At 68.9% G+C, this 24,805-nt stretch carries 10 protein-coding genes; 6 read left to right on the top strand and 4 right to left on the bottom strand.

From position 1 onward, the window contains the following. The first annotated feature begins 19 nt into the window (after positions 1–19). The 4 genes from ACWCV9_RS16945 to ACWCV9_RS16930 all read left to right on the top strand — a co-directional run bounded on the left by ACWCV9_RS16945 (position 20) and on the right by ACWCV9_RS16930 (position 6,907). Positions 20–2,404 (top strand): glycoside hydrolase family 2 protein, encoded by a 2,385-nt coding sequence (locus ACWCV9_RS16945; protein ID WP_450787427.1) that lies wholly within the window; start codon positions 20–22, stop codon positions 2,402–2,404. After that, on the top strand, positions 2,404–3,462 hold the full coding sequence (locus ACWCV9_RS16940; RefSeq protein ID WP_450787425.1) for a LacI family DNA-binding transcriptional regulator: 1,059 nt from the start codon (positions 2,404–2,406) through the stop codon (positions 3,460–3,462). Before ACWCV9_RS16945 ends, ACWCV9_RS16940 begins: the two co-directional genes overlap by 1 nt. 101 nt (positions 3,463–3,563) lie before the next feature. Continuing rightward, positions 3,564–4,781, top strand: a complete 1,218-nt coding sequence (locus ACWCV9_RS16935) for a thiolase family protein (RefSeq protein WP_450787423.1) — start codon at positions 3,564–3,566, stop codon at positions 4,779–4,781. After that, entirely contained in the window at positions 4,778–6,907 is a 2,130-nt protein-coding gene (locus ACWCV9_RS16930) for a 3-hydroxyacyl-CoA dehydrogenase NAD-binding domain-containing protein (RefSeq protein ID WP_450787422.1), read from the top strand. The genes ACWCV9_RS16935 and ACWCV9_RS16930 overlap by 4 nt, the downstream gene beginning before the upstream one ends. Positions 6,908–6,970: 63 nt before the next feature. Here the strand turns inward: ACWCV9_RS16930 and ACWCV9_RS16925 are convergent, their stop codons facing one another. Then, positions 6,971–7,987 (bottom strand): hypothetical protein, encoded by a 1,017-nt coding sequence (locus ACWCV9_RS16925; RefSeq protein ID WP_450787420.1) that lies wholly within the window; start codon positions 7,985–7,987, stop codon positions 6,971–6,973. A gap of 151 nt (positions 7,988–8,138) precedes the next feature. Further along, complete coding sequence (locus ACWCV9_RS16920) at positions 8,139–12,500, bottom strand: LamG-like jellyroll fold domain-containing protein (protein WP_450787418.1); 4,362 nt, start codon at positions 12,498–12,500, stop codon at positions 8,139–8,141. 391 nt (positions 12,501–12,891) lie between these two features. Between ACWCV9_RS16920 and ACWCV9_RS16915 the strand changes: the two genes are divergently transcribed. Together ACWCV9_RS16915 and ACWCV9_RS16910 are read left to right on the top strand one after the other, a co-directional pair. Continuing rightward, positions 12,892–21,468, top strand: a complete 8,577-nt coding sequence (locus ACWCV9_RS16915; RefSeq protein ID WP_450787416.1) for a ricin-type beta-trefoil lectin domain protein — start codon at positions 12,892–12,894, stop codon at positions 21,466–21,468. Position 21,469: 1 nt separating this feature from the next. Beyond that, positions 21,470–21,994 carry an SMI1/KNR4 family protein gene (locus tag ACWCV9_RS16910; RefSeq protein ID WP_450787414.1) on the top strand — a complete coding sequence of 175 codons (525 nt, stop codon included), beginning with the start codon at positions 21,470–21,472 and terminating at the stop codon, positions 21,992–21,994. Positions 21,995–22,186: 192 nt separating this feature from the next. Here ACWCV9_RS16910 and dctA read toward each other — a convergent pair whose 3' ends face one another. Both dctA and ACWCV9_RS16900 read right to left on the bottom strand, forming a co-directional pair. Then, a complete protein-coding gene (gene dctA, locus ACWCV9_RS16905; RefSeq protein WP_450787413.1) occupies positions 22,187–23,590 on the bottom strand; it encodes a C4-dicarboxylate transporter DctA in 1,404 nt (467 codons plus the stop codon). Continuing rightward, the gene (locus ACWCV9_RS16900; RefSeq protein WP_450787411.1) at positions 23,587–24,705 is read right to left on the bottom strand and encodes a PrpF domain-containing protein; all 1,119 of its coding nucleotides are present in this window, start codon (positions 24,703–24,705) and stop codon (positions 23,587–23,589) included. The genes dctA and ACWCV9_RS16900 overlap by 4 nt, the downstream gene beginning before the upstream one ends. Positions 24,706–24,805 lie beyond the last annotated feature (100 nt).

The raw sequence follows: 24,805 nt of genomic DNA, 5'->3' as shown, positions 1-24,805 counted from the left end.
ACCGGTTTAGGGAGTGTGCATGCTGGAGGTCACACCGCTCGGCGACGGCTGGATCCTGCGGCACGAGGGGGCGGAGCTGCCCGCCCGGGTGCCGGGGTGTGTGCACACCGATCTGCTCGCGGCCGGGGTGATCCCGGATCCCTTCCTCGGCACGAACGAGCGCGCGGTGGCCTGGGTCGGGCGGCGGGCGTGGACGTACGAGAGGGAGCTGCGCGCGGCCAGCGGCCACCAGCGGACCGATCTCGTCTTCGACGGGCTGGACACCGCCGCCCGGATCACCCTGGACGGCCGGCTCCTCGGCAGCGTACGGAACATGCACCGCTCGTACCGCATCCCCGTCACCGGCCTCACGGGCCGGCTGGCGGTGCGGTTCGAGTCCGCCTACGCCGAGGCGAAGGCGGTGCGCGACCGGCTGGGCGAGCGGCCCGCCGCCTATGCCGAGCCGTACCAGTACCTGCGCAAGATGGCCTGCTCCTTCGGCTGGGACTGGGGGCCCACGCTGGTGACGGCCGGAATCTGGCGCCCGGTGCGGCTGGAGCACTGGTCCACCGCCCGGATCAGCCGGGTCCGGCCGCTCGTGACCGTCGAAGAGGGCACGGGCGTGGTCGAGTTGCACATCGAGGTGGAGCGGACCGGCGCACCGGCCCGGCTCGCGGTCGAGGCCCGGGTGGCCGGGCGGACGGCGCGGGCCGACCTGGCCGGGGCGGGCGGGACGGTGCGGGTCCGGGTGCCGGACGTACGGCTGTGGTGGCCGCGCGGGTACGGCGAACAGCCCCTGTACGACATGGAGGTGACACTCCTGCACGAGGACGCGCCGCTCGATGTGTGGCGGCGCCGGATAGGTTTCCGGACGGTGGAGCTGGACCGCCGGCCGGACGCCCACGGCACCGGGTTCACCCTGGTCGTCAACGGGGAGCGGCTGTTCGCCCGGGGGGTCAACTGGATCCCGGACGACGTCTTCCCGTCCCGGGTCGGCCGCGAGCGGTACCGGGAGCGGCTCGGGCAGGCCGCCGCGGCGGGCGTGGACCTGGTCCGGGTCTGGGGCGGCGGGATCTACGAGAGCGAGGACTTCTACGACGCCTGCGACGAGCTGGGCCTGCTGGTCTGGCAGGACTTCCCGTTCGCCTGCGCGGCCTACCCGGAGGAGGAACCGCTGCGCGGGGAGGTGGAGGCGGAGGCCCGCGAGAACGTCGTACGGCTGATGCCGCATCCCTCGCTGGTGCTGTGGAACGGCAACAACGAGAACCTGTGGGGCTTCCGGGACTGGGACTGGGAGCGGCGGCTGGCCGGGCGGTCCTGGGGCGAGGGGTACTACCTGGGGGTGCTGCCGCGCGTGGTGGCCGAGCTGGACCCCACCCGGCCGTACACGGCGGGCAGCCCGTGGTCCGGCTCCTGGGACCGGCACCCCAACGACCCGGCGCACGGCACCCACCACTCCTGGGAGGTGTGGAACCGCGCGGACTACGCCGACTACCGGCTGAGCGTGCCGCGGTTCGTCGCGGAGTTCGGCTGGCAGGCGCCGCCCGCCTACGCCACGCTGCGCCGGGCGCTGCCGGACGAGGAACCGGCGGCGGACTCCCCCGGCATGCTGCACCACCAGAAGGCGGACGACGGCAACGGCAAGCTGGAGCGCGGCCTCGCCCGCCATTTCGCCACGCCGGTACGGGACTTCGACCGCTGGCACTACCTCACCCAGGTCAACCAGGCGCGGGCGGTGGCCGCCGGGATCGAGCACTGGCGGTCGCACTGGCCGGTGTGCGCGGGCACGGTCGTCTGGCAGCTCAACGACTGCTGGCCGGTGACCTCCTGGGCGGCGATCGACGGGGACGGGCGGGAGAAACCGCTGTACCACGAGCTGAAGCGGCTGTACGCGGACCGGCTGCTGAGCCTGCGCGCGGCGGACGGTTCCGTGCAGCTGGCCGCGGTCAACCAGTCCGCCGACGCCTGGACGGGGTCGGTGCGGCTGCGCCGGATGACCGTCGACGGCGCGGTGCTCGGCGAGGCAGGCGTCGAACTGGCCGCCGCGGCGCGGTCGGTGGCCCGGACCGCCGTACCGCCGGAGCTGCTGCCCGCCGGGGCGAAGGAGTTCCTGGTCGCCGACACGGAGGGGCCGGGCGATGCCGAGGGGCTGCGTGCCCTGCACTTCCCCGTGCCGGACCGGGACATCCCGTATCCGCGGCCGGAATTCGAGGTGGAGGTGGCGCCGGGGGCGGTGACGGTCACGGCCCGGACCCTGGTGCGGGACCTGCTGTTGCAGGCCGACCGGCTGGACCCGGCGGCGCGGGCCGACCGCGGCCTGATCACGCTGCTGCCCGGCGAACGGGTCACGATCGGGGTGTCCGGCTGGCAGACTCCGGATCCGTCCGCCGCCCGGTCCGCCCTGTACTGCATGGAGCCCGCCTGATGAGTCCGACACCGCCGCCCCGCGTCACGATCAAGGATGTCGCCGCGCGCGCCGGGGTGTCCAAGGGGGCCGTGTCGCTGGCGTTCAACCACAAGCCGGGCCTGTCCGAGGCGACCCGGGACCGGATCTTCGCGGCGGCCCGCGAGCTGGGCTGGGCGCCGAGCCACACGGCCCGTTCGCTGGCCGGGGCGCGGGTGGACGTGGTGGGCCTGGCCATCTGCCGGCCGGCCCGGATGCTGGGCCTGGAGCCCTTCTACATGGAGTTCGTGTCCGGGGTGGAGAGCGTGCTGAGCGAGCACTCCTGCTCGCTGCTGCTGCGGCTGGTGCGCAGTCCGGAGGAGGAGGCCGGGCTGCTGGAGTCGTGGTGGCGGGGCCGGCACATCGGCGGTGTCATCCTGGTCGACCTGCGCGCGGACGACCCCCGGGTGCCGGTGGCCCGGCGGCTCGGGCTGCCCGCGGTCGCGGTCGGACACCCGTCCCTGACCGGCGGGCTCACCTCGGTGTGGACCGACGACACCACCGCCGTCACCGAGGCGGTGCGGTATCTCGCGGCGCTCGGGCACCGGCGGATCGCCCGGGTGGGCGGCGCGGCGGCCCTCGGCCACACCGGGATCCGGGCGGCGGCCTTCGACGAGGCCGGGCGGGCGCTGGAGCTGGCCGGGGCCTGGCAGGTGGCGACCGACTTCTCCGGCGAGTCGGGGGCGCGGGCCACCCGCTCGCTGCTGACGGCGCCGGCCCGGGACCGGCCGACGGCGATCGTGTACGACAACGACATCATGGCGGTGGCGGGGCTCGCGGTGGCCGCGGAGATGGGGCTGCGGGTGCCGGCCGATGTGTCGCTGCTGGCCTGGGACGACTCGCAGCTGTGCCGGCTGACCCACCCCACGCTGTCGGCGATGAGCCATGACGTGCACGGCTTCGGCGCGGAGGTGGCCAGGACCCTGTTCGGGGACATCGCGGGCGGCGGTCCGGGGTCGCATCCGGTGCCCACTCCGGTGCTGACGCCGAGGAGCTCGACGGCTCCGCCGGGGCCGCCGGTGTCCGCCATCGGGGTGTGACCTTCGCCGCTAAGGCGAACAGGACTGGGCAGCTACATTACTCGGCAGTAGCATGGGCTTAAGCAAGCGCTCAGCGTTCCGCACCCTGGAGGAGAGCCATCGTGCCTCGTACCGTCAGGGACGTCGTCTTCGTCGACGGCGTCCGTACCCCGTTCGGCAAGGCGGGCCCGAAGGGCATCTACCACGAGACCCGCGCCGACGACCTCGTCGTGAAGGCGATCCGGGAGCTGCTGCGCCGCAACCCCGGTCTGGACCCGAAGGCGGTGGACGAGGTCGCCATCGCCGCGACCACCCAGATCGGCGACCAGGGGCTGACCATCGGCCGCACGGCCGGCATCCTCGCGGGCCTGCCGCAGTCGGTCCCCGGCTACTCCATCGACCGCATGTGCGCGGGCGCGCTGACGGCGGTCACCACGGTTTCCGGCTCCATCGCCTTCGGCGCGTACGACGTCGCCATCGCCGGCGGTGTCGAGCACATGGGCCGCCACCCGATGGGTGAGGGCGTGGACCCCAACCCGCGGTTCGTCTCCGAGAAGCTCGTCGACGAGTCCGCCCTGTTCATGGGCATGACCGCGGAGAACCTGCACGACCGCTACCCGCAGATCACCAAGCTGCGCGCCGACGAGTACGCGGTGCGCTCGCAGGAGAAGGCCGCCAAGGCGTACGCCAACGGCAAGATCCAGCAGGACCTGGTGCCGATCTCGGTGCGCCGTACCAACCCGGAGGCCGGCGAGACCGGCTGGGGCCTGGTCACCGCCGACGAGCCGATGCGCCCGGGCACGACCCTGGAGAACCTGTCCGGTCTGAAGACGCCGTTCCGCGTCCACGGCCGGGTCACCGCCGGTAACGCGGCCGGTCTGAACGACGGCGCCACCGCGTCGATCGTGGCGAGCGAGGAATTCGCCCGCGAGCACGGCCTGCCGGTCAAGATGCGCCTGGTGTCGTACGCCTTCGCGGGCGTCGAGCCGGAGGTCATGGGCTACGGCCCGATCCCGGCCACGGAGAAGGCCCTCGCCAAGGCGGGCCTGTCCATCTCCGACATCGGCCTGTTCGAGATCAACGAGGCCTTCGCCGTCCAGGTCCTGGCCTTCCTCGACCACTACGGCATCGCCGACGACGACGCGCGGGTCAACCAGTACGGCGGCGCGATCGCCTTCGGTCACCCGCTCGCCTCCTCCGGCGTCCGTCTGATGACGCAGCTGGCCCGCCAGTTCGAGGAGCAGCCGCACGTCCGCTACGGCCTGACCACCATGTGCGTCGGCTTCGGCATGGGCGCGACGGTCATCTGGGAGAACCCGCACTTCGAGGGGGACAAGTGAGCACCACCGCCGAGCTTCTGAAGCAGGCCTCGGACCTGTTCCCCGACGAGGTCGTCACCAGTGCGCACGTGCGCCACTTCGACCTGCCGTTCGGCGCCGGCCGCTTCGCGCTGATCACGCTGGACAACGGCCTGGACCACACCAAGCCGACCACCTTCGGCCCGGCCTCGCTGGCGAACCTGAACACCGCCATCGACCAGGTCGAGAAGGAGGCCGCCGACGGCGCCATCGTCGGTGTCGGCATCACCGGCAAGCCGTTCATCTTCGCGGTCGGCGCCGACCTCAAGGGCGTCGAGCTGCTGAAGGAGCACGAGCACGCGCTCGCCATCGGCAAGGGCGGCCACGACGTCTTCAAGCGCCTCGGCAAGCTGGCCGTACCGACCTTCGCCTACTACAACGGCGCGGCGATGGGCGGCGGCGTCGAGGTGGGCCTGCACTGCACCTACCGGACCGTCTCCAAGGCGATCCCGGCGTTCTCGCTGCCCGAGGTCTTCCTCGGCCTGGTCCCCGGCTGGGGCGGCTGCACCCTGCTGCCGAACCTGATCGGCGCCGACAAGGCCGTCTCGGTCATCATCGAGAACTCGCTGAACCAGAACAAGCAGCTCAAGGGCGAGCAGGTCTTCGAGCTGGGCATCGCCGACGCGCTGTTCGAGGGCGCCGACTTCCTCGAGCAGTCGCTGCTGTGGACCGCCCAGGTCCTCAAGGGCGACATCCAGGTCGAGCGTCCGGTGATCGACCGCGGCGAGGCCTGGGACCAGGCCGTCGCGCGCGGCCGGTTCATCGCCGACGGCAAGGTGCACGGCGCGGCCCCGGCCGCCTACCGCGCCCTGGACATCATCGCCGCCGCCAAGAACGGCGACCTCCAGCAGGGTTACGACGCCGAGGACCAGGCGCTCGCCGACCTGATGATGGGCGGTGAACTGCGTTCCGGCATCTACGCGTTCAACCTGGTGCAGAAGCGCGGCAAGCGCCCGGCCGGCGCCCCGGACAAGAGCCTGGCCCGCCCGGTCACCAAGGTCGGTGTCGTCGGCGCCGGCCTGATGGCCAGCCAGCTCGCGCTGCTCTTCCTGCGACGCCTGGAGGTGCCGGTCGTGCTGACCGACATCGACCAGGAGCGCGTCGACAAGGGTGTGGGCTACGTCCACGCCGAGATCGACAAGCTCCTCGGCAAGGGCCGTATCAACCAGGACAAGGCCAACCGCCTCAAGGCGCTGGTCACCGGTGTCCTGGACAAGGCCGAGGGCTTCGCGGACGCGGACTTCATCATCGAGGCCGTGTTCGAGGAGATGGGTGTCAAGCAGAAGGTGTTCGCGGAGGTCGAGGCGGTCGCCCCGGCGCACGCGATCCTCGCCACCAACACCTCCTCTCTCTCCGTCACGGAGATGGCCTCCAAGCTCCAGCACCCCGAGCGGGTCGTCGGCTTCCACTTCTTCAACCCGGTCGCGATCCTGCCGCTGCTGGAGATCGTCCGCGGTGAGCGGACCGACGACGCCTCGCTGGCGACCGCGTTCGCGGTGGCCAAGAAGCTGAAGAAGACCGCGGTCCTGGTCAAGGACGCCCCGGCGTTCGTCGTCAACCGCATCCTGACCCGCTTCATGGGCGAGATCCAGAACGTCATCGACGAGGGCACCCCGGTCGCCGTCGCCGAGAAGGCGATCGAGCCGCTGGGCCTGCCGATGTCGCCGCTGGTCCTGCTGGAGCTGGTCGGCCCCGCAATCGGCCTGCACGTCTCGGAGACCCTCAACAAGGCGTTCCCGGACCGCTTCACGGTCTCCCCGAACCTCAAGGCGGTCGTGGAGGCGGGCAAGCGCGGCTTCTACGTCTACGACAGCGGCAAGCCGGAGCTGGACCCGGAGGTCGTCGCGCTGCTGAAGCAGGGCGACAGCGTCCTGTCCGAGGAGCAGGTGCGCGAGCGCGTGCTGAACGCGGTGACGCAGGAGATCGGGCTCATGCTCGACGAGGGCGTCGTCGCCGAGGCCCAGGACATCGACCTGTGCCTGATCACGGGCGCCGGCTGGCCCTTCCACCTGGGCGGCATCACGCCGTACCTGGACCGTGAGGGCGTCTCGGAGCGGGTGAACGGCAAGCGGTTCCTCGCACCGGGCGTGGCGAGCGTCCCGGCGTAACACCGGTACGACAGCGAAGGGCCCCCGCCGCGGCGGGGGCCCTTTCCTGTTCTTTCCCTCTGCTCAGACCTGCCGCCACGCCTCCAGCGCCAGTCCCGGCTCGTCCTTGCGCCGGGTGAGCAGCAGCCGGCCGGTGGACGGCGACAGGGTCGCGGCCACCACGCGGTCGTCCGCGTCCTTGGTCAGGGCGACCAGCGCGTCGACGGGCAGCTGCGGGCCCGACTCCGTCCACCAGGCGCCCGCCGACTCCTGCTCCGAGGGGTAGGCGGCGAAAGCGACCCGGCCGCTCTCCGAGCGCTGGGCGAGCACGGTGCAGTCGTAGCCGTCGAGTTCGCAGCGGACCGCGGCGACCGGGCCGGGGCCCGCCGCACGCACCAGGACCACCGGCTTGCCGCCGGGACGCCAGGCGCACAGGTCGCCCGAGGGGTCCGTGTAGAAGAGGGTCGTGCGCTCGGCGGAGGTGGCGAGGGCGCGCAGCGTGCCCGGGCGGACCGGGGCCTTCAGCGGCTCCTGCATGACCGGGGTGGCGCCCGGCTCCTCCTGGCGCCAGTGCAGGACGCCGTCGGGGACGGCCGCGTACACCTCCACCAGGCCGGACTCGCCGGTCACCGCCGCCAGCCCGTCCTGGACCTTGCTGCCGCGCAGATCCCGCCAGGGTTCCCAGCCGCCCGTCTCCTTCTGGGCGACATGGTGCACCCCGGCGCCGTTGTTGCGGACGAACACATGGGCGCGGCCCTGGGCGTCGACCGTGACCGCGGGGGTGCCCGTCCGGTCGCCCTTCTTCTTCGGGTGCCCGATCGGGTTCCAGTCCAGGGGCGCGAGCAGCGGGCGGAAGTGCGTGGAGTGCACCAGGCCCGACTCGCCCTCGACCGTCGGCCGCCAGGCCACCAGGTGGGCATAGCCGTCGGCACCCCCGCCGACGCCCACCGAGGGGTGCAGCCGCTGATCGCCGCCCGCCTTGCGCGGGGCGGTCCAGGTGCCGCCGGGGATCTGCTCCGCCCTGGTGAGGACGGCATCGCCCGACAGCTGGTAGACAGTGAGTCGGCCGTCTCGGCCGCACAGAAGCCAGTCGCCGTTCACCGGTTCACTCTAACCGTGCTGCTCGAAGCGGCAGCGGGTGGGCCCGACGGCCCGTGGAGGGGACGCCCGCTGCCGGCGGCCAGGAGCTGGAAGAAGAACAGGCGCTCGACCGGGCAGTCGGCCGAGCGCCTGTCGGGTCCCGTGGCACGAATCAGTCGAGTTGCGTGACAGCTGGGTTGTCGCCCTTCGCAGCGGCGTCAGCGGGCGGCAGGGCCATGTTGTAGACGTGGATGTCACTGATCTTGCCGTCGGTGTATTCGCCGTAGGTGCCTTTGTAAAGGCGGCGGCCGATCTGGAGGGGGCCGGTGGCGTTCCAGGAGCTCCCGCTGAACGTCTTGGTACCGGCCTGGCGACCGTTGACGTAGAGAATGAGCTGGTCGGTATCGGCGTCGTAGACGCCGACCAGGTGGGTCCAGGCCCCGACTGCCGGCCTGCCGCCATAGGCGGCCGTGAAGGAGGGGCTGGCCGTGTCCTCGTCGTGGCGGCCGAACGCCCAGGCGTGTGCACCGGAGGAGTAGTAGAGCTGGAAGCCGTTGGCGTTGCCCGCGCTGTCCGACTGCGAGACGAAGGTCGAGTTGTCGGCCAGGGAGGTGAGGTTGACCCAAGCCGAAACGGTGAAGCTCCCTGAGGTGTCGACCGCCGGACCGGTTGTCGCGGCGTAGCCGGTGGTCCCGGTGAGGTTGAGGACATTACCCCGCTTGGTGTCATTCACCCAGGAATAGGCGCCTGTCAGTGAGGCGGTGAGCCCGCCGCTGCAATCGGAACTCGTGGCGTTGGCGCAGTCGGCCGCTGTTGTGCCGGTGCCTTCGGCGAGGGGCCACGTGTGGGTCGCGGTGTTGGCGGCGTTGCCGAGAGAGACGGGGGTGCCGAAGGCGGCGGTGGTGCCTGTGGGGGTGATGCCCGGGTATTCGGTCAGCTCTCCGTTGGTGTCCACGGCGTAGAGGTCGGGGTTGCCGTCGGAACCGCCGCTGCTTGCGTTGGCGTCGCCTGGAGAGGCCACCTTCGGATACCCCTTTGCTGCGAGGACGGCGGAGAGGGCGGTGCCGGGGTTGGTGCTCCAGTTTGCCGGCGTGCTGCTGGTCCAGTTCTGATTCGCGCCGCCGGTGCAGGTGTAGATCTGCACCTGAGTGCCGTTGGTGGTGCTGCTGCCGGGATCGTCCAGGCATTTGCCGGACTGGGGGTTCTTCAGACTGCCGTTCGGGCCGGGGGTCCACTTCTGGGCGCCGGTGCCGTTGCATGTGTACAGCTGCAGGAGTGTGCCGTTGGCGGTGGCCCCTCCGGGAACGTCGAGGCACTTGCCGAGCACACGCAGGGAACCGTCGCTGAGCAGCGCCCACTTCTGCGCCGCGGTGCCGTTGCAGCCATAGATCTGGATCTTGTTGCGGTCGTCGGTGAGCGCACTGTCGTCGTCAAGACACAGGGCTCCTCCGGTGGACGTGGTGAGCGTGGAGGTGAGGTCGGAACGGACAGGGGCGTGCAGAAGCGGGGGCAGGCCGCTGGTGTGGTCGACGTTGAGAGGGAAGGTGTAGATGGTGCCGGAGGCGTCGTCGCGGGCCCACAGGGTGTATGTGCCGCCTGAGACAGTGCTGTTGCCGTTCGAGTCCTTGGCGACCATGGCGCCCACGGTGCCGGGCGCAATCAGGGTAAGGCCGGACCAGTCACCGTCGCCGAGCAGCAAGGGGTTGGCGAGGTGCTTGCCGTTGTCGGACTGGTAGATCCAGAGCTTTCCGTTCTCCATGGTGATGACGGCGGGGTGGCCCTGCTCGTTGCCGTAGACGTTGCCGGGCGCGATGAGCTGGCTGATGTTCCAGGGTGTTGTCGGGTCGTAGCCTGCGCCGGCGCAGCGGTTGTTGGGAACGGTCGGCTGACACGGGTCCTTGGGCACAGGGTCGCTGGCACGTTTTCCGATGTAGCCAGGGAAATTGGACCAGGAAACGAGGGGAAAGGCGCTGTCGTCCTTGGGATCGAGGTCGTTCGGGACGACATACAACTGGGCGGTCTTGCCGTTGTACGCGAACAGGTCGTCCGCATCGGTTCCGTGCAGATTGCCTCGGTGGGCGATCAGATAGTTGCTCCAGCTGGTGCCGTCGGGCGAGTCGGCCGGGGTGGAGACGATCACGGGGCCGTTGATCGCGGGTGCGGTACCGGTGACCGGACCGGTCTGTGCCGGGGTTGCGCTCTGGGCGGCGTCGGTGTTGCCGGGGAGCAGTTCGAGATCGCCGGTCTTGGTGGTGGCGAGCAGGTCGGGGATGCCGTCGCCGCTGATGTCACCCGGTGTGATCTTGGCGTCGGGGTTCCAGGGGACGGTGAAGGTGTAGCTGGTTGGAGCCTGGGAGATGTTGCCGGCCGTGTCGACTGCGGCGACGTAGAGGGTGTGCACTCCCCAGTTGGTGATCGGCACGGTCACCGTAGCGGTCGCAGTGCCGGAGCTGTCGGTGCTGGTGACGGACGCCTTGGTGCCGGTGGTGGCGGTGGGCTGGCTGTCCAGCTGCCACAGGAAGTGGTCGACGCCGCTGGACAGGCAGGGGTTCGGGGCGCAGCTGGAGTCGGAGGAGGCGCTGTCGGCTGCGGTCACGGTGAAGCCGGTGGTCTTGCCGGCTCCGGCATAGACCACCGGAGTGGCAGGACCAGTACCGACGGGCGGGAAGGAGGGGTTCGTAGCGACAACGGGAGTGTTGGGCGGGGTGAAGTCGGTCTTGAACCAGCAGTGGTCGCTGGTGTCGGAGGTCAGGTACAGCGGTTTGCTGTTGTCCTGGGCGTACACGTCCCAGCCGTATTCGTGGCCGTCCTTGAGTGTGAAGCCGATCGGCACGTCGGCGTCGGAGCCGCTGGAGAGGTAGCCGCTGCTGGGTGTGGAGTCACTGTAGGCGTTGCCGCTGGAGTCAAGGACGGTGCGATCCCAGACGTGGTAGTGGGCCTTGACCAGTTCACCGGAGATGTTCGCTGTGACGGTGGAGTGGAGCTGGATGTTGCTTCCGGCGTCGGAGTAGGTGGTGGCGCCGATCCAGCCGTCGCTGTCCGTGACGCAGGCGCCGCCGGCTTTCTTTGCGGCCGGAGTGGTGTGCAGGCTGGTCGGGACGGCCGGTGGGATGTCGAACTTGACCGTCAGCGTGAGGACGCTGGACATCCGCAGGTAGTCGTCATTGCTGGAGGAGATGTTCTCGTCACCGTAGAGACCGACGGTCCAGTAGTCGCCGCTGGAATTGTGGTACTGCGCCATCCGCTGAGCCTGGCCGGTGACCGTGAAGGTCGCGGTGTGATTGCTGCAGTTGCTATTGGCGTTGGCCGCGCTGGGGATCGTGACCGTGACGGGCTTGTAGTCGTCGTCCCAGGGCCAGGGCTTGTTGTTCCAGTCGGTTCCCGAGTCGATCGACCCGGTGGTGTGCAGTGTGATCGGCTGGTTCTGGGAGCAGTCCCAGCTGGCCGCGTACGTGGAGCTCACCGTGATCTCGGCGTCGTAGACCTGCATAGAAGGGTCGAGGCTGCTGGTGGGGATGGCGTAGTAGGAACGCTCCAGGCCTGCGCCGCAGACACCGCCTGTGCGCTGATAGCCGACGCCCTCGCCGCCGCTCTGCGGCTTGTCGTACTGCGGACTGTCGGCGCAGGCAGAGCTGGAGTAGACCTCGTCGTAGTGGCCGGAGGTCTTGGTGACCGGGTTGCTGAACGGATCGATGTACACCGGGTAGGTGGTGCCCGGGTCGTTGAGTACGGACGTGTCCGGCGTCAGCGTCAGGCCGCTGGAGGTGGTGCTCATCGGCACCGTGTCCACTTTGGCTCCCTGCCCGGGTCCGTCGGCGGAGGACGTCGCGAGGACGTCACCCGCCGTGGTGGTGTCTGCCGTGGGCGCGGACTCCGTCAGTGCGCCCGGGCCAGTGGTGGAGTCCCACATCAGCGGCCGAGGGCTGGTGTAGGCGACCGTGCCGTCGGAGGCGGTGGCGTCCATGCCGCCCGCATCGGTGGCGGAGAGAGTAAGGCCGTGGGTGGAGGCCGCTTCGGTGAGCTTCTTGACGTCGGGGCTGGCGGCGGCGGTGGCGTCATGAACGACCAGCACGTCGCTGAAGCCGCCCTGGTCGGTGACGGACACGGACAGGTCCACGCCGGGGAGTACCGACTTGTACAGCGCGGTGTCGTCGCTCACGGTGGGGGCGGGAAGAGTGAAGGGCATGGTCAGGGCCATGCTGTGCCCGTCCTCGTCGGTCAGGGTGACCAGGGGGCCGCTGCCGCCGCCGGACAGAGTGACCGCGTTCGGGGTGGCTTTGGGCGAGAGGGTGCCGTCCGGGTTGGTGGCGAGCGTGGCGTCCACGGGCGTCCATCCGCCGTCCTTGAGCACCCGCACGGGCATGACGTCGATGGTGGAGGAGAACGTGCCGTCGGGATTCGCGGTCACGGTGGAGGTCTGCGTCGTCATGGCGTCGACGGGGACGTCCTTGCCGCTTGCCACCGCCTGCGCTTGAGCGGCCAGCAGGGGATCGCTCGGCGTCGAGGTGTCGGCGCTGGCGGGAAGGGTGGGCATTCCGACCAGGAAGACGGCGACAGCCGGAACGAGCGTCAGACGGCGTGTCAACTTCCGCCTCCGGTGGTGCCTTCGGGTGTGTCTGGACAGCACGGGACGGATCCCCCTCCGGATGTTGAGCGCTTCGCGCTCGTGATCTGCGCCACACCTGCGGGTGTTAGAGGTGTGGCATGTGGTGCTTGCGGTGTCCTGTTTGCCTCACCGTGGTGGTGTTCACCCCTTCACAGAACAGGCACATCAGACACACAGTTGCCATACACCCAGGCCACAGCATCAGCACAGGCTATTGAGTTGTGTACCTGCCATCAATAGCCTCCCGAGGATCACGCAGCTCGTGTGATCGGGGACGCGGCGGCCCGTCACGGACCGCCGGGCGTGGGGGGTTACAGGGGTGAGCGGCAAGCGGCGTTGGTTCGCAAGCGTCGAGTACCGGATCTGGGGTCGGACGCTGACCCTCGCCACAGCGGCGGTCGCCTTGCTGGCACTCCTGGTGCCGGCGGCGTTCGCCCAGGGCGCCGTTTTCGGTCCCTATCGCTTCCACGGCACCGTGTGGAGGCCGAAGGAACTGCCGACAACTCCGGCGGTCGGCGGTCACTCTCTTCACCGCCCGACCGCCGTCCAACCCAAGGGCTACAAGGCCCTGACCCGGTACCGCGTCGCCAAGCCGGCATGGCCGCATGCAGGCACCAAGACGGTCGGCCTGGCCCGTGCCGTTCCCGCACCAGCGGCCAAGGCGGCTGGGACACCCAGCGCCGCTGGGAGCACGCCACCCACTAGGCCGGTGAAGACGACGCCTGCCAGCAAGCCCGTAAAGGCGGGCAGCCTGCCGGTATGGGTTGCCCCGGCGCCCGCCTCCGGACGCAAGGCGAAGAGGGCCGCCGCGACTGCTCCAGAATCGGTTCAGGTCAAGGTCGCCTCCCACACGCAGACCCTGCGCGCAGGTGCGGACGGCATGCTGCTCGGCTTCACTCGCACCGATGGGAAAGCCGGCAAGGGTCGGGCGCGCGTGATCATCGACTACTCTTCGCTGGCGAAGGCGTACGGTGGCGGCTTCGGCTCCCGGCTTCGGCTCTATCAGGTTCCCGCCTGCTCCTTCACCACCCCTCATCTGTCGCGTTGCCGGATGCGCACGCCGATCGCCTTCTCCAACCGGGCCGCCGCAGACCAGCTGATCACCACCCTCACTGTCGGCTCCTCCACCGGTAGCGCACCGCTCGCCTCCCACGGCACGGCCGCCCCGATGACCATGTCCGCCGACACCACCGCAGTTGAGGTCACTTCGGGCAGCTCCGGGTCCCAGGGCAACTACGCGGCGACGTCCCTGAACCCGTCCGGGAGCTGGCAGGCCTCGGGCACCGGCGCGTTCACGTACTCCTATCCGATCGACGTGCCTTCCGCGGTGGGGGGCAACGCCCCGCAGGTGGGGCTGTCCTACAACTCGCAGTCCGAGGACGGCGAGACCTCGGCCCGCAACTCTCAGGCATCCTGGGTCGGTGACGGCTGGGACTACCAGCCGGGCTTCGTGGAGCGAACGTACCGCTCCTGCGGGACGCTGCTGGACAGTAGCGGCAACAGGATCCTGAAGGGGTCGGGTGACGAGTGCTGGGGCGGTGACAACGCCACCATCTCCTTCGGTTCGCACTCCGGGCAGCTGGTGCCGGACGGTGTCGACTCCAGCGTGTCCGGTGAGATCAAGCAGTGGCGGCTGCAGGGCGACGACGGCACCCTGGTCCAAGAGCTGTCCGGTGCCCCCAACGGGCTGCACGACGGTGTCTACTTCCGTGTCCTGACCACCGACGGCACGGCTGCCTACTTCGGTGCCGACCACGCGCCGACCGGCCCCGGCACCTCCGGCGGGATGCAGTCCGGTACGCCTTCCGACTCCTCGACCGACGCCGCCTGGGGCGTGCCCGTGCTGCACCCGGAGTCGGGCGACCCGTGCTACGACTCGGCCAAGGGCAAGGCGTCCCAGTGCGACAAGCACGAGGGCTGGCGATGGAACGTGGACTTCGTCGTCTCACCGAACGGGTTCGTGCAGCGCTACGACTACACGACCGAAACCAACTACTACGACCTCGGCGGGGGCCAGGCGGCTTCCGGTGACTCCGGCACCCTGACCTCCTACATCCGCGGCGGCAAGCTCGACTCCATCTCCTACGGCTACACCCTCGACGACGAGCAGGCCGGACACACCCCCGCCGCCCAGGTCACCTTCACCTCCAAGCAGCGCTGCCAGACCACCGACACCTTCACCGACTGCTCCGCGGGCAACCTCAACGACAACACGGCCCCGCACTGGCCCGACGTTCCCTGGGACCTGCACTGCGACTCCACCGACAGCACCACGCTGCCGCCCGGGTCGACCTCGGTGCCCACGAACGTCTGCGTCACCGCGGCGCCGACGTTCTGGACCACCAACCGGCTGGACAGCATCACCACCAAGGTCCACGTCAAGGACTCCTCCACCGATGCCCTGACGGCTGTCGACAGCTATCAGCTCGGGCAGGTGTACTCCGACGCCGGCGGCACGGTGGATCCGGTCACCGGTACAACCGTCGATCCCAAGGACGCGGGTTCGCTGCAGGCCGTGATGTGGCTGCAGTCGATCCAGCACACCGGCAAGGACACATACGGCAACGGCAACAGCGACATCAAACTGAACGAGGTCGCCTTCACCGGCACGGAAATCGACAACCGGGTCAACGACGCCTCCCCGTCAGCACCGCCGCTGTACCGACCGAGGATCTCCTCGATCCAGACCGAGACCGGCGAGTCGATCGCGGTCGACTACAACCTCAACCCGTGTGCCGGCAAGACGCTGGAGATTGCATCCGCAGATTCCAACACCAACTCCTGCTACCCGGTGTACTGGACCGTGCCGGGAGCATCGAAGCCGATCGCGGACTGGTTCAACAAGACCACCGTGCACACGGTCACGACGTCCGACCTGACGATCGCCGCGCAATACAAACCGGACTCTCAGAACATCCCGGCAGGCTCGGAGGCTCAGGTCTCCACCTACAGCTACTCCGGGGCTGCCTGGCACCGCGATGACTCGGCGCAGACAGACGACCAATACCGCACCTGGGACCAGTTCCGAGGCTTCCGGACCGTCACGGTACAGACCGGTCAGGCCCCCGAGCCGGTGACCCAGAAGACCACCACATATCTGCAAGGCATGGACGGTGACTACAAGGCCGACGGCACCCGCCGCTCGGTCAGCGTGGATGCCAGGGTCGGCGGCTCCACCGTGCAGAGTGTCACCGACGTGAACCAGCTCGCGGGCACCGCCCTGGAGAGTGACACCTACACCGCCGCCGGCGGGACCATCGACGCCGAAACCGTCAACGGCCCGTTCACCTTCACCACCACCGCACACGCGGCCCAGACACCCTGGACGGGCTGGACCCAAACCGACAACCCCGGCCAGGCCAAGCCCGCTCTGTCCACCCTGCCGGATGTCACCGCCTATCGCGTCAAAACCTCCCAGTCGCACGGCTACCACCTGCTCACCAACGGGACATGGCGCCACACCCAGACCGACACCACCTACGACAGCCAGGGCCGCGTCTCCACCGTCGACGCACACGGTGACGTCAGCGTGGCCGCGCAGGAGAAGTGCGCCACCACGACCTACGCGACGCCCCCGGCCGGCAACCCGATGGCCCTCACCTACCCGGACCAGGTCACTGCCGTCAGCGGGCCGTGCGGCACCGCGCCCAGCGCCACGACGCTGCTCGCGGACAAGAAGCTCTACTACGACTATGACGGCAACGGCAGCCTCACCGACCTGGGAACCTTCGGGCAGCTCGACCAGAGCGGCAGCACGGCGATCGGCCAGGTCACCGCAGTCCGTACTGCCACCGGCTACAGCGGCACCACCGAGAACTGGCAGACCAACTCGGTGATGAAGTACGACGGCGCAGGACGGATCACCGACGAGTGGGATGCCACCGGGCAGAACACTCACACCGCCTTCACCCCGTCCTGGACCTCAGCAGGCGCCAACACCAACCCGACCAGCATCACGACCACCAACTCCCGTAACTGGCACATCAGCTCCACCCTCGACGCTCTGCGCGGCCTGCCCACCGAGAACGTCGACGCCAACGCCCGCAAGACCGACATCGCCTACGACGCCCTCGGCCGACGCACCGCCGTCTGGCTGCCCGGACACGACAAGGCCACCGGCCAGAACGCGGACAGGACGTTCGACTACTCAATCAACCCCGGCGCGGTCGCGGCCCCCGGCGGCACCATCACCTCGCCCGGCGCCCCGTCATCCGTCACCACCAAGACGCTGCGCGAGGACGGCACCTACAGCACCTCGATCACCATCTACGACGGCATGCTGCAGCCGCGACAGACCCAGGCCACGGCAGACGGCGACAGAAACTCCGGCCGGATCATCTCCGACACCTTCTACGACTCCCACGGCTGGCAGACCGTTTCGTTCTCCCCCTACTCCGAGCCGAACAACACCCCGTCCACCACCGTGTACGCGGCGAACGAGAACCAGGTCCCGTCGGAGACCACGACCGCGTACGACGGCCAGGGGCGTCCGGTCACCAGCACGCTGTGGCATCAGGCGGTCCAGCAGTGGCACACCACTACCAGTTACCCAGGCGCCGATGAGACGGACACCACCGCATCCGTCGGTGGCCGCTCCACCGCGACCTACATCAACGCCCTCGGTCAGACCACCAGCACCGTGGTCAAGAACACCGGCAGTACGGTCATCCTTCACACAGGCGCCGTCATTCCGTCCGGTACGTCGCTGACCTCCGACAGCGTGCGCCTGACCATGCAGGCCGACGGCAACCTGGTCCTGACCGCACTGGCAACAGGCAAGACCATCTGGTCCAGCGGAACGGGCGGCAACCCCGGCGCTTACGCCAAGTTCGGCACCGACGGAAACCTGGTCATCTACACGCCCTCCGGCACCTCCAAGTGGACCACCGGCCTGACCGCCACCACCGGCGCCACCTTCCGGGTCCGTAACGACTCCACCGTGGTCGTCGTCGCCAGCGACAGCAGCACCGTGCTGTGGCGGCAGGGCACCGTCAACGCGATCCCCGCGGCCAACGCCACCACCAAGTACACCTACACACCCGCCGGCCGGATCGACAGCATCAAGGACAACGCCGGCAACACCTGGGACTACAGCTACAACCTGCTGGGCCAGAAGACCTCCCAGACCGACCCGAACACCGGAACCACCACGTTCGACAAGTACGACGTGGTCGGCAACCTCCTCCAGACGACCGATCCGCGCGGGCAGATCCTTTCCTACACCTACGACTGGGACAACCGCCGCACCGCCGAATACGACGGTCCCTGGTCCGCGACCCCGGACCCCGCCAAAAAACGCGCGTCCTGGCAGTACGACACCCTCGAAAAGGGATACCCGACCTCGTCCACGCGCTACGTGGGCGGTACCTCCGGATCGGCGTACACCCAGGCAGTCACCGGCTACAACACCGCCTACCAGCCCACCGGCAGAACCCTGACCATCCCGGCCGGCGACGGCTTCGCCGCGGCCGGGCAGTCCACCGCACCCAGCAGCGGCACCGTCACCTACACCCAGGCCTCCTTCTACACCCCGAACATCGGGTTGCTGTCCACACTCCGCTACCAGGCGGACGGAAACCTGCCCGCCGAGGACATCGACTACGGCTACACCCAGCAGGGCAACCTGGACGGCATCGGCGGCTTCATCACGTCGGCCAACACACCGGACTACCTCGACACCGCCGTCCACGACCCCTTCGGCCGCGTCCTCCAGGCCAACTACGGCCCCACCGGCAAGGAACTGGCGACCTTCGCCCAGTACGACGCCACCACGGGCCGCGTCACACAGACGTCGAGCATGCTGCAGACGTCCGCCACTGCCCTGGACGTGGCCAACTACCGCTACAACCAGGCCGGCGAGATCACCGCGATCGACGACCTACAGGACAACACCACCCACGACACCCAGTGCTTCGCTTACGACTCCTTCCAGCGCCTGACCGCCGCCTGGACGGACACGGCGGGCATCACCAGCTCATCCAACGCACCCGTGGGAGCCATCGGCGGCTGCACCACCCCCTCGGTACAGACCACGACCACCGCACCGATCACGACCACCACGGTCGGCGGCCCGGCCCCGTACTGGCAGACCTATAACTACGACCTGCTCGGCGACCGCACCAACATGGTCGACCACGACACCACCGGCAACGCGCTCAACGACACCACGCAAACCACTACGTACGCCGGGGAAGACGGCACTGCCCCCGCCACCCTGCCCAACCAGGCAGGTCCTACCACCAGCAGCAATCCCACCACCGGCACGGCGACCTGGACATCGAGCTACACGGACACCGCCTACACGCCGAACAAGAACGCCGGCAACACGATGAGCCGGAAGGTCACTACCACCGGCCCGCTCACCTCGACGTTCACCCTCACTGGTGGCGGAAAGCTCTGCATCGACGACGCGTCGGCTGCTGCGACCCCCGGCAACAAGGTCGACGTCTACACCTGCAACGGCACCAACGCCCAGAAGTGGACCCTCGGCACCGACGGCACCGTCAAGGTCCTCGGCATGTGCCTGGACACCACCGGCAACGCCACGACGTCCGGCACTACCGTGGTGATCGACACCTGCAGCAGCGACGCCACCCAGAAGTGGGTGACCACGACCGCCGGCAAGCTGGCCAACAAGGCCAACAGCTCCATGTGCCTGACCGACCCCGGCGCCAGCGCCACCAAGGGCACCCAGCTCACCGTCGCCACCTGTTCCAGCTCGGGCCAGACCTGGAGCACCATCACCACCGGCGCGCTGCCCCCCGGCCAGACCCAGACGCTCACCTACGACCCTGAAGGCCGCACGGCCACCGTCACCAACCCCTCGAGCACGCACAACTACACCAGCAAGTACCTCTACGACGCCGACGGCAACCTGCTGGAGCAGTCCAGCGCCACGGACGGCACCGACAAGACCCGCATCCTGTATCTGTTCGGCGGCACCGAACAGATCACGCTGAATGTCTCCGCCAAGACCTGGACCGGCCTGCGCTACTACGCCGGCCCCGACGGCACGACCATCACCCGCTCCAGCACCGGCACGGTCAGCTACCAGATCGCCAACGGCCAGGGCACAGCGACAACGGCAATCGACGCCGGCAGCCTGGCCGTCACCCGCCGCTACTACGACCCCTACGGCAACCCTCGCGGTACCAAGCCCGCCACGTGGGTTTCCACCGACGAGAACCACGGCTACCTCGGCCAACCCACGGACGCCACGACGGGCCTCGACCTCCTTGGCGCCCGCAACTACGACCCCAACCTCGGCCGCTTCCTCACCCCCGACCCGATCTTCGAAGCCGGCGACCCGAACCAGATGGGCGGCTACACCTACGCCGCCGACAACCCCGCCACCAAATCCGACCCGAGCGGCCTCTTCCTGCCCGACATGAACGACGGAGGCGACGCAGGCACCAGCCCCTCCACCGGCAACAGCAACACCGACAACTCCAGTGGCAGCACAGGGAGCGGCAGCGGCAGCACGGCCAGCGGCACCAACGCCCCTCCTGGAAATCCCTACGCCTGCGGTCGATTCGGACAATGCGGACCGACGGTCAACTACAAACACGACCCCGCGAAGATCTTCGTCAAGCTCGTCATCGAACCTTTCTGGGATTTCGCCCTCTGCTCAGCCGGAACTTTCGAGGCTTTTGGGAATGGTTTGCGGGGTGGAAATCCACACCAGGACGCATGCAACGTCGCTGGCGGGGCGTACTCGGGCGGCCTCGGCAGCGGTGAGGGTGCCGTCGAGGGAGCTGCGGCGACCGACGTCGAAGGGGCGGTCCAGGGGGCAGTCGATTCAGCCGATAGCGACGCGGCCGCTGCGGCCACCAGGGCCGGCGCCAACGCCAGGGCAGTAGACAATTCTGCCTCCGATGAGGCTGACATCGTCGCGGCGAAGAAAGCCAACGCGCAGGAAAGCGCCAAGGAAGCGGACGCCTCAGCGACCAATCCCAGCGATCCAGAATCGGGCAATGCGGGAAGTAAGCCCGCACCTGAAACAAGATCAAGCCGCTGCAGCTTCTCGCCGGACACCCCCGTCCTGATGGCGGACGGCAAGACCAAGCCCATCGGCAAGATCAAGACCGGCGACAAGGTGGACGCCGCCAACCCCGAAACCGGCAAACATCGAGGCGCCCGCGCCGTCCAGCACGTCTGGATCAACCACGACCACAACCTGCTCGACCTCACGATCCGCACGAAGGACGGCCACACCGCCACCCTTCACACTACTGCCAACCATCCCTTCTGGGACGACACCACTCATACCTGGACCCCGGCAGGCAAACTCCACCACGGCGACACCCTCAACACCACTACCAACGGCCACGCTTACGTCGTCACCACACGCCCGGCGCCCGGCACGGCCAACCGCTGGAACCTCACCGTCCAGCAGCTTCACACGTATTACGTGATGGCCGGATCCACTCCGGTCTTGGTTCATAACACGAAGGGCTGCGAAGCAGATCCGACGTGGGGTGGGAGCGTACAATTTGCGGGGCCGGACTCCTTGGGGCGCCCTCAGGGCATGTCCGCTGCCGTTAGTCGCCCAATGATTGGGGAAGGTACGCCAGCAGACGCTGACATTCGTCCGCCGGGATTCACCGGGGGGCGTCCGATTGGAGACCAAGCTCGTGGGCACTTGCTTGGCAGGCAGCTCGGCGGCTCTGGTGACATTTCTGAGAATTTGGTGACACTTCTTCAGAATCCCGTGAACACTCCCCTCATGAGCGGCTTCGAAAGGCAAGTTCGACTGGCTGTAGAAGGTGGTCAATTTGTCCAGTACTCGGTCACTCCCATATATCAGGGAAATAATCTAATGCCACGCGCCGTAACCCTTTCCGCGTATGGCAGCGGAGGCTTCAGTCTAAATGTCTCAATCTTGAATGGGAGGTAGCATGAGCATCGACGAACTAGTGTCCGTCGTGTCACCTCCCCCTGGTGTCCAGCCGGATGAAGTCGACTGGCAATCTGTCGAGCACCTGATTGGCTGCACCTTGCCCGCCGATTACAAGGAGCTGGTCCGGCGATACGGTCCGGGTTGCTTCTCGAAGTTCATTCACATTTATCAGCCGTCGAGTGAACTGCGGGCAATCGATCTTCCTACTCAGGTTGGCGAGTCATTGTGGGCGCTCAGATATCTGAGGGACGCTGGTGAGCCAATACCGTATCGGATCAACGATCCAGCGGAAGTGCTCGCTTTCGGCCGAACGGACAACGGGGACATCCTCTTCTGGAGGCGCACGGACATCGATGATCCCGACACATGGACCGTTCTTGTTAAGGAGCCTCGGGGTGAAGAGTGGTTCGAATTCCCTGGCGACATGTCGGATTTCTTGGCCAAGGTCCTAGAGCGCACAATTTCTGTGCCTATTTTTCCGCGGAGATTCCCGACAATGACACCGCTCTTCGAACCCTACTAGCAGCCTTCCTTGATTGCGTAAGCGGCCCCGCCGAAATTTGTTTCGCTGGGGCCGCTGTGGTGTCTGATCGGAGTCTCGCCTTCGCGTAGGCCGGTGCACAGGGCGCGAAGTGGGACCTGCCTGGGCCCGACGGCCCGCCGAGGGGGTGCCCGCTGCCGGCGGGCGGAAGCCGGAAGACCGGCGCACGCACTCTCAGTTCGCGGCGGGGACCGGGTCGCGGGTCGGTCCGGGCATCGCCGCGGGGGCGGGCGTCTGCTGCGGATCGGGGTCGGCTGTCGCCGCGGAGGGAGCGTAGGGGATCTCTCCGCGCAGGACGGCCTTGGCGCGGTCCGTGTCGAGCTCGCCCTCCCAGCGGGCGACGGCCAGGGTGGCGACGCCGTTGCCGACCAGGCTGGTCAGGGCGCGGGCTTCGGACATGAACCGGTCGACGCCGAAGATCAGCGCGAGGGCGGTGACCGGGACGTGCGGGACGGCGCTGAGAGTCGCGGCCAGGGCGATGAAGCCGGAGCCGGTGACGCCCGCGGCGCCCTTGGAGGTGAGCAGCATGACGGCGAGCATGGTCAGCTGCTGGGTGAGGCTGAGGTCGATACCGAGGGCCTGGGCGAGGAAGACCGAGCCCATGGTCAGGTAGATGGCGGTGCCGTCGAGGTTGAAGGAGTACCCGGCGGGCAGCGTGATGCCGACGACCGGTTTCGAGGCGCCCACGTGCTGGAGCTTGGCCATCATGCGCGGCAGGACGGGCTCGGTGGAGGAGGTGCCCAGGACGATCAGCAGTTCCTCCTTGATGTAGCGCAGGAAGGGCAGCATCCGCAGCCCGTTCAGGCGCATCACGGTCCCGAGGACGACCAGGACGAAGAGGAGGGCGGTCAGCCAGAACGAGCCGACCAGCAGGGCCAGGTGGCGCAGGGTGCCCAGGCCGTAGTGGCCGATGGTGAAGGCCATCGAGCCGAACGCGCCGACGGGGGCCAGCCTCATGATCCAGCGGATGAGCGTGAACAGGACCGTGGAGAACTTCTCGATGCCCCGGGCGATGTTCAGGCCGGCCTCTCCGCTGGCGTGCAGGCCGAAGCCGAACAGCACGGACACCAGCAGCACCGGCAGGATCTGGTTGCCGCTCAGGGCGCTGACCAGGGTGGCCGGGATGACGGACAGGAGGAACCCGGCGAAGCCCTCGTGGGCCGTGGTGGCCTCCGGCGGCAGGCCCTTGGCGGACAGGGTCGACGGGTCGATGTGCAGACCGCTGCCCGGCTTGACGACGTTGACGACGACCAGGCCGATCACCATCGCCACGGTGGTCAGCACCTCGAAGTAGACCAGAGCCTTCAGGCTCACCCGGCCGACCGCGCGGGCGTTGCCCATGGAGGCGATGCCGTGGACGACGGTACAGAAGATGACCGGCGCGATGAACATCTTCACCAGCGCGATGAAACCGTCGCCGAGCGGCTTGAGGTCGGCGCCGGCGGACGGCCACAGCCCGCCCACGGCGGCGCCGAGGAGGACACCGATCAGACACTGGACGTAGAGGTGGGACAGCATCCGGCGGATGCGGCCGGGTGGTGCGGTGACGGTACCCGGGGCGGCGTCGTTGCGGCTCATGCGGGGCGTCCTTCCAGGACGGGAACGAGGAGTTCGGCTCGGGCGATACGCCGGGCGGCGCGGTGCAGCAGCACCGTGGGGGACGCGCCGTCCGGTGCGGGGACGGCTCGGGCGGCGATCACGCCGGCGGGGGTGCCCAGGCGCAGCGTGCCGTCGGCGGTCTGCCGGGCGACGCGGTGGGCGAGGGTGCCGGGGGTGGCGGCGGCCGTGGTCAGGGCCACGGCGGAGGTCAGGCCGATCGCCGGGTGCGGGGCGTGCATGGAGACCATGCGTACGGCCAGGTCGTACTCGTCCTGGTTGACGAGTGTGCCGTGAGTGGTGCGGTAGGGGGCGGGGCGGGCGACGATGCCCACCTTCGGCACCGCGTGGCTGACCGGATCGCCCTCGCGGGCCAGGCCCATGGCCAGCGCCGCCTGGCCGCGCAGCAGGGTCAGCGCGGGCACCGCGGCGGCGAACGCGGTGAGGGATTCCGTGCCGTCGAGGCCGAACGCCTTGGCCTCGAACAGAGCGGCCGGCGCACCCGCGTCCACCAGGGTCGCCTCGACGGGACCGTCCGGGCCGGTCAGTTCGTCCAGTGCCCGGCCGGTCGGCAGAGCGCGGCCGGTCGTCGAGCCCGCCGGGTCCTCGAACCCGAGCAGGACCGGAACGCCCGGTGCCGAGGTGCCCGGCACCACGGCCGTGCCCTCCTCCGGGACCACGCCCCACGGGGTGGGGATCGTTCCGGTGAGGCGGGCCCCGGTGTTGACGTTGAGCATGCGGACGGTGGTGGTGTCCGACGTGATCGGCACGAGATCGTGGTGGACGGCGTACAGGGCCACGGCGGTGGCGCAGTTGCCGCAGTTGCTGGCCCACTCCACGCGCTCGTCGCCGATGCCGACCTGGGCGAAGGCGTACTCGACATCCACACCGGGCCGGGTCGACGCCTGGACGACGGCGGCCTTGGAGGTGGTGGAGGAAGCGCCGCCCACGCCGTCGATCTGGCGGGGGTCGGCGGCGTTGAAGGCGGCGAGCAGCAGGGCATCGACGTCCACGCCCGTGGCGGCCACGTCACGGTGGTCGAAGAGCCAGCACTTGCTGGTCCCACCCCGGATCATTTCGCCCTTCAGACGCAGCACAGCCGACTCCTCACAGACAGGGAAGGGGAAGCCCACCGACGGTCTCGCCGCGGCGTGGTGTCCTCCACGGTGGGTGACGGCAGCGTGAAGTACAATCTCG

This window comes from Streptomyces sp. NPDC001606, assembly GCF_053596835.1.
Note: the sequence above shows the minus strand (reverse complement) of the source record. Positions and strands in the feature narration are given on the sequence as shown.

Excerpts from the sequence above, each read along its gene's own strand:
- ACWCV9_RS16945 (WP_450787427.1), top strand. The coding sequence starts at position 20 with ATGCTGGAGGTCACACCGCTCGGCGACGGCTGGATCCTGCGGCACGAG.
- ACWCV9_RS16940 (WP_450787425.1), top strand. The coding sequence starts at position 2,404 with ATGAGTCCGACACCGCCGCCCCGCGTCACGATCAAGGATGTCGCCGCG.
- ACWCV9_RS16920 (WP_450787418.1), bottom strand. The coding sequence starts at position 12,500 with ATGCCCACCCTTCCCGCCAGCGCCGACACCTCGACGCCGAGCGATCCC.
- ACWCV9_RS16910 (WP_450787414.1), top strand. The coding sequence starts at position 21,470 with ATGAGCATCGACGAACTAGTGTCCGTCGTGTCACCTCCCCCTGGTGTC.
- dctA (WP_450787413.1), bottom strand. The coding sequence starts at position 23,590 with ATGAGCCGCAACGACGCCGCCCCGGGTACCGTCACCGCACCACCCGGC.